Raw genomic sequence first — 5,541 nt, 5'->3', positions numbered from 1 at the left:
CCAATTACAATTCCGGATAATTGTGAAGAATAATTTGTAATAAAACTCAAATTATCCGCTAAGAATGTGCCTATTGGCGTCATAAAAGCAAAAGTAATCATAAAGAACAAAATCGCTTTTGAGTTTAATTGTGCATTCTTGAAAAATGTTGTTAAAATAATGGCAATTGGGAAGTGATGAATGGCAATTCCGTATGCTAAATGTGGATGTTTGTTAATGGGTAGTCCTTCTAAAAGTGCGTGTAAACATAAACTAAAAAATAATAACCAAGGGATATGTGACATTCTTTGGTGTCCGTGTACATGACCATGTTCTGCTCCTTTTGAAAAATATTCTAATATGATCTGAAACACAATTCCAATCATAATAAAAATTCCAATTTTAGAATGAAAATGGCCTTCATGCCCTGATTTTGTTGCTATTTCTTCGCTATGATAAACTTCTGGGAGTAAATGCATAACAGTCAATGACAATAAAAACGCGCCACTAAACGCTAATAATAATTTTAAGTTTATCTTACTTTTAGGAGCAAAAAATATGGCGAATATATATCCGATAATTACAGATAATAGCGGGAAAAGGTATATAGTATAGTTCATTATTTAAATATCATTATTAAACGTTCAGATTCGGATTTATAGTATTTTCTCAACTTATAATCACCAAAAATTTCTAGTAAATATATACCTGCTTCTTCCATCATTTTTTCAAAATCGGCTAAAGTAAAAGCGGATACTTTTTCGGTAAAGAAGTAAGATTCACCATTGTCGCTAAATCTAATTTCTTTATTTATTTTCTTATTTTCAACAAAACGTTTGATGTTAAAAGTAATACCGTCAATTTCTTTGGTTTCTTCTGCAACTAAATTTTCTATAATAAAATCAGCATTAAAAAAATCAATTACTCCAAATCCATATTCGTTAATACTTTCTTTAATTGTTTTCAAGGTTTTGATGTTATCTTCATGTGTTTCAAAATAACCAAAACTTGTAAATAAATTAAAAACGCCATCAAAAGTTTCGTTCAAGTGTTCCCGCATATCGTGAGTTTTGAACTGTAACGTAGCATTTAAAAATTCTTGTGCAACAGCAATACTATTTTCAGATAAATCTACTCCAGTTACCTGATACCCCAATTTATTTAAATAGATGGAATGTCTACCTTTTCCACAAGCTAAGTCTAATATAGTTGCGTTTTCGGGCATATTCAGATAGTGTGTGAGATTGTCCATAAAAGCTTGTGCTTCTTCTTCATTTCTGTTTTTATATAAAATGTGATAATAAGGCGAATCAAACCATGTGGTGAACCAACTTTCTGATTTTTTTACTGAAGTATTTGACATTTATCTGTTTGGAAATTATGAATCAACAAATTTAACGTATTTTTGTAAATAATTAATAATTAAATTCTCTCTGAGGGAAAGAGGTCTATGGAAAATTTTAAAATGGTTGCCAAAACTTTTTTTGGTTTTGAAGAAATTCTAGAAAAAGAATTGTACCAACTAGGAGCGCAAAATGTTGTAAAAGGAACCAGAAGCGTCAGCTTTCAAGGGGATAAAGGTTTTATGTATAAAGCAAACTTGGCTTTACGCACGGCATTAAAAATTCTTAAACCCATTCATACGTTCAAAGCTTATAACGAGCAAACTTTGTATGATGGGATTCAAAAAATTGATTGGTCAGATTATTTAAAAGTGCAACAAACATTTGTAGTAGAAACAACTTTGTATTCAGAGCAGTTTACACACAGTCAGTTTGTGGCGCAAAAAGTAAAAGATGCGATTGTAGATCAGTTTAAAGCCAATACGGGTGAACGTCCAAGTATTGATAAAGATTTCCCAGATTTACGTATTCATATTCATATTGATAGAGATTTTTGTACACTTTCATTAGATACTTCAGGTGTTTCATTACATCAGAGAGGTTATAAAACAGCTACGAATATTGCGCCAATTAATGAAGTTTTAGCGGCTGGAATGTTAATTTTATCAGGTTGGGATGGAAACGCCCATTTTTTAGATCCAATGTGTGGAAGTGGAACGATTGTTGCTGAAGCCGCTATGATTGCTTGTAATATTCCCGCTAACATCAACAGAAAAGAATTTGCTTTTGAAAGATGGCCTGATTGGGATTCCGAATTATTTGATAAGGTTTTAGAATCGTTATTAAAAAAAACTAGAGAATTTCATTACACAATTATTGGTTTTGATAAAGCTCCGAGCGCTGTTGAAAAAGCGAAAGACAATATTAAAAACGCCAATTTAGACGAATATGTTACAATAAAGCAAGCTGATTTCTTTCAATCTGAAAAGGAAGTAGAAGGACCATTGCATATTGTTTTCAATCCACCTTATGGTGAACGTTTAAACATAGAAATGGAACGTTTTTACAGAGAGATTGGTGACACCATGAAGCAGAATTATCCAGGAACAAACGCTTGGTTTATTACTGCAAATTTGGAAGCCTTAAAATTTGTAGGATTACGGCCAAGTAGAAAAATAAAATTATTTAATGGAAAGTTAGAAGCACGTTTAGTAAAATACGAAATGTATGCCGGAAGCAAACGAACTAAATTTCAAAATAGAGAAGAGAATTCAGAGGAATAAAATTTTTAAATTATGTCAAAACAAACCAAATCATTAGTTTATAATATGTTAGGATTTTTAATCCTTTTCATTACATTTCGTTTTATTGTTGCTACGTATACAGGATTTACTAGTTGGCAAATTCCGTTAGCCGCATTTTTAGTAGCTACTATTTTAGCGCCAAAATTTCAAGTAGTAAAAACCAATGAAGGCGAAAAACTGTTTATGAAATGGTTTTTTATGAAAGGGGTGAAAGAGATAAAATAATTCAATTTCCAAAAATAAAAATGCTAAATTCCAAATTTACGATAAGTTTGGGATTTGGAATTTTTTAATTATTGTGTTTTAAAACTTATAATTTTGGAATTTGCTTTCTCTTTGCTTTTGTAAAATGGGATAAAATAGCTTAAGGTGTAATTAAATCCAGCACCAAATTTGCTGTTTTCATAGGTTTTGTTGAAACCAGGAATGTATAAATTAGCAAAGCCTTCAGGGTCTTTATTTGACATTAAATAATTTAATCGCAAGGAAAATCCAACATATAAATTATTTACAACTTCGGCTTTTAAACCACTTACTATTTCAATCCAACTTGCAGAAAGTCCATTGAATTCTTGAACGGAAGTACTGTTGTTTATTCCGTAATAATTACCAGGTTGATAAATAGTAAAGCTATTTAATTTATGATTAAAACTTCCAACACCAGCTCGCATTCCTATAAAAATCATATTTTCCATATCAAGCCAATTTTCATAGCTATTATAATCAAACCCAACTTTGAAATAGGTTCCTTTTGTTGTGTAATTAATATTGTCGTCTACTGTGGTTTTCTCTTCGCTACCTAATTCCCCAGCAGCATAAAATTTCTTAGTAAATCGATAATCACCAACCAATTCTACACCTTTGTAGTTTGAATCGTATAATGATTTAATTAATCTATGCGCATCAACGCCTAACCTTAAACCATAACGTTGAGGAATTTTTAAAGTATCTTTTTCTTGTGCTACACCATTTCCTGAAAACAGCAGCAAAAAAATAAGACTAAAAATATATTTTAATATGTGTTTCATCTTCGTTTTCAATATTAGGTTGTGAAACAATAACGCTTTGAATCCAATTGTTTGAATCAGGTGTTACTGTAATTGGATTAGTTGAATTTAGAGTAAATAACGTTTTATAGCCGCAAGCACGAGAAACAAAAACTGTTTTCCGATTGTAATTAAATGTAATTTCGTCTAAATTATCGTCTGTTGTTGGATCAATACTTCCATTTCGAATGAAATGTAAAACCGATGAATCTTCAAATGTTTTTAGCGGCACTTTTATTTTACTAGTTGCTGTAAATCCAAAACCATTTGTAAATCCGGGTGCGATTACACCTAGATTGGTTACGTTTTTAAGCGTTGTTGGATTGGTAACATCGTAAAATTCAATCACAACTTTTGGAGTTGTTGGTGTATTAGCATCGCATATATCATCTTTTTCGCAACTCGAAAAGAAAACACTAAGCAAGAGTAATAGAAATAGCTGTTTCATATCTTATCTTTTTTCTAAAAGCACAACATTTTCAACATGATGTGTTTGCGGAAACATATCTACTGGTCGCACTCGTGTAACTTTATACATTTCGTCTAACAAAGCCAAATCCCGCGCTTGTGTTGCCGAATTACAACTTACATACACAATTTTTTCAGCCCCAATTTTTAATAATTGCGCGACTACGTCTTTATGCATTCCATCTCTTGGCGGATCGGTAATTACTACATCTGGATGTCCGTGTTTGTTGATGAAATCATCATTAAAAACGTTTTTCATATCACCCACAAAAAATTCGCAATTGGTAATATTATTTCTCGTGGCATTTTCTTTAGCGTCTACAATTGCTTCAGGAACCGCTTCAACACCAATTACTTTTTTCGCTTTTTTCGAAACAAATTGCGCAATTGTACCTGTTCCTGTATATAAATCATACACTAATTCTTCGCCGGTTAGTCCAGCGAAATCACGTGTAATGGCATATAATTCATACGCTTGCTGAGAATTGGTTTGATAAAATGATTTGGCATTAATACTAAAATGCAACCCTTCCATTTCTTCTAAAATGTAATTTCTACCGTTAAAAGTAATAATGTCTTGATCATAAATCGTATCATTCATTTTCTGATTGATAACATATTGTAAGGAAGTAGTATCAGGAAAACGTGCTGCTAAAAATTGCATCATTAATTCAATTTCCGATTTATTTTTTTCGAAAAACTGAATTAAAATCATCAATTCACCTGTAGAAGCGGTTCTAATCATTAATGTTCTCAATAAACCTTCGTTGGTTCGAGGATTATAAAATGACAAGTTGTTTTCATTCGCAAATCGACGAATTTCATTTCTTATATCGTTTGACGGATCTTCTTGTAAATAACATTTCGTTATGTCTAAAATTTTATCCCACATTCTTGGAATATGAAATCCCACCGCATTTTTATTGTCTAATTCTGCCCCAGATACGACTTCCTCTTGTGTCATCCAACGAGTAGATGAAAATCCGAATTCCATTTTATTTCTATAAAAAAATTGCTTCTCCGAACCTAAAATGGGTTCAAATTCAGGCATTTCAATTTTTCCGATGCGTTTCAAGTTATTGTATACTTCTTTTTGTTTGTAATGTAATTGTTGGCTGTACTTCATGTTTTGCCATTTACAACCGCCACAAACACCAAAATGCTCGCAAATTGGTTCTGTTCTGTGTTCTGAAAATTCGTGAATTTTAATGGCTTTTCCTTCATAAAAAGCTTTTCTTTTTTTCATGGTTTGAATGTCGGCTACATCTCCGGGTACTACATTCGGAATAAAAATCACTTTACCATCTGGCGCTTTTGCCACTGATACACCTTTTGCACCGGCATCAAGGATTTGCACGTTTTCGAATACGATTCTATCTGTTCTCTTTTTTACCATGACGC

General features: G+C 31.9%; 7 protein-coding genes. 2 read left to right on the top strand and 5 right to left on the bottom strand.

The window, feature by feature from the left end; translation table 11 throughout:
* Positions 1 to 599: ZIP family metal transporter (locus ACIQ2I_RS07535; RefSeq protein WP_396181810.1), on the bottom strand; the 599-nt coding region annotated here is incomplete at its 3' end.
* Positions 599 to 1,342: a class I SAM-dependent methyltransferase gene (locus tag ACIQ2I_RS07530; protein ID WP_396181809.1), complete on the bottom strand. Its 744-nt coding sequence runs from the start codon at positions 1,340 to 1,342 to the stop codon at positions 599 to 601. The genes ACIQ2I_RS07535 and ACIQ2I_RS07530, both read right to left, overlap by 1 nt.
* Before the next feature lie 87 nt (positions 1,343 to 1,429).
* Between ACIQ2I_RS07530 and ACIQ2I_RS07525 the strand changes: the two genes are divergently transcribed.
* Positions 1,430 to 2,605: a class I SAM-dependent RNA methyltransferase gene (locus ACIQ2I_RS07525; protein ID WP_396181808.1), complete on the top strand. Its 1,176-nt coding sequence runs from the start codon at positions 1,430 to 1,432 to the stop codon at positions 2,603 to 2,605.
* A gap of 12 nt (positions 2,606 to 2,617) precedes the next feature.
* Positions 2,618 to 2,851, top strand: coding sequence for a hypothetical protein (locus ACIQ2I_RS07520; protein WP_396181807.1), 234 nt, complete (start codon positions 2,618 to 2,620; stop codon positions 2,849 to 2,851).
* A gap of 68 nt (positions 2,852 to 2,919) precedes the next feature.
* Here the strand turns inward: ACIQ2I_RS07520 and ACIQ2I_RS07515 are convergent, their stop codons facing one another.
* Genes ACIQ2I_RS07515 through rlmD form a run of 3 tightly spaced genes read right to left on the bottom strand, consistent with a single transcriptional unit; the run spans position 2,920 to position 5,536 of the window.
* Positions 2,920 to 3,654 (bottom strand): DUF6048 family protein, encoded by a 735-nt coding sequence (locus ACIQ2I_RS07515; protein ID WP_396181806.1) that lies wholly within the window; start codon positions 3,652 to 3,654, stop codon positions 2,920 to 2,922.
* Positions 3,626 to 4,120 (bottom strand): DUF6452 family protein, encoded by a 495-nt coding sequence (locus ACIQ2I_RS07510; RefSeq protein WP_396181805.1) that lies wholly within the window; start codon positions 4,118 to 4,120, stop codon positions 3,626 to 3,628. Before ACIQ2I_RS07510 ends, ACIQ2I_RS07515 begins: the two co-directional genes overlap by 29 nt.
* A gap of 3 nt (positions 4,121 to 4,123) precedes the next feature.
* Positions 4,124 to 5,536, bottom strand: a complete 1,413-nt coding sequence (rlmD, locus tag ACIQ2I_RS07505) for a 23S rRNA (uracil(1939)-C(5))-methyltransferase RlmD (RefSeq protein WP_396181811.1) — start codon at positions 5,534 to 5,536, stop codon at positions 4,124 to 4,126.
* Positions 5,537 to 5,541: the final 5 nt, after the last annotated feature.

The sequence above is a fragment of the Flavobacterium sp. genome, from assembly GCF_044368995.1.
GTDB lineage: Bacteria > Bacteroidota > Bacteroidia > Flavobacteriales > Flavobacteriaceae > Flavobacterium.
This window is presented reverse-complemented; position numbering and strand designations above follow the sequence as displayed.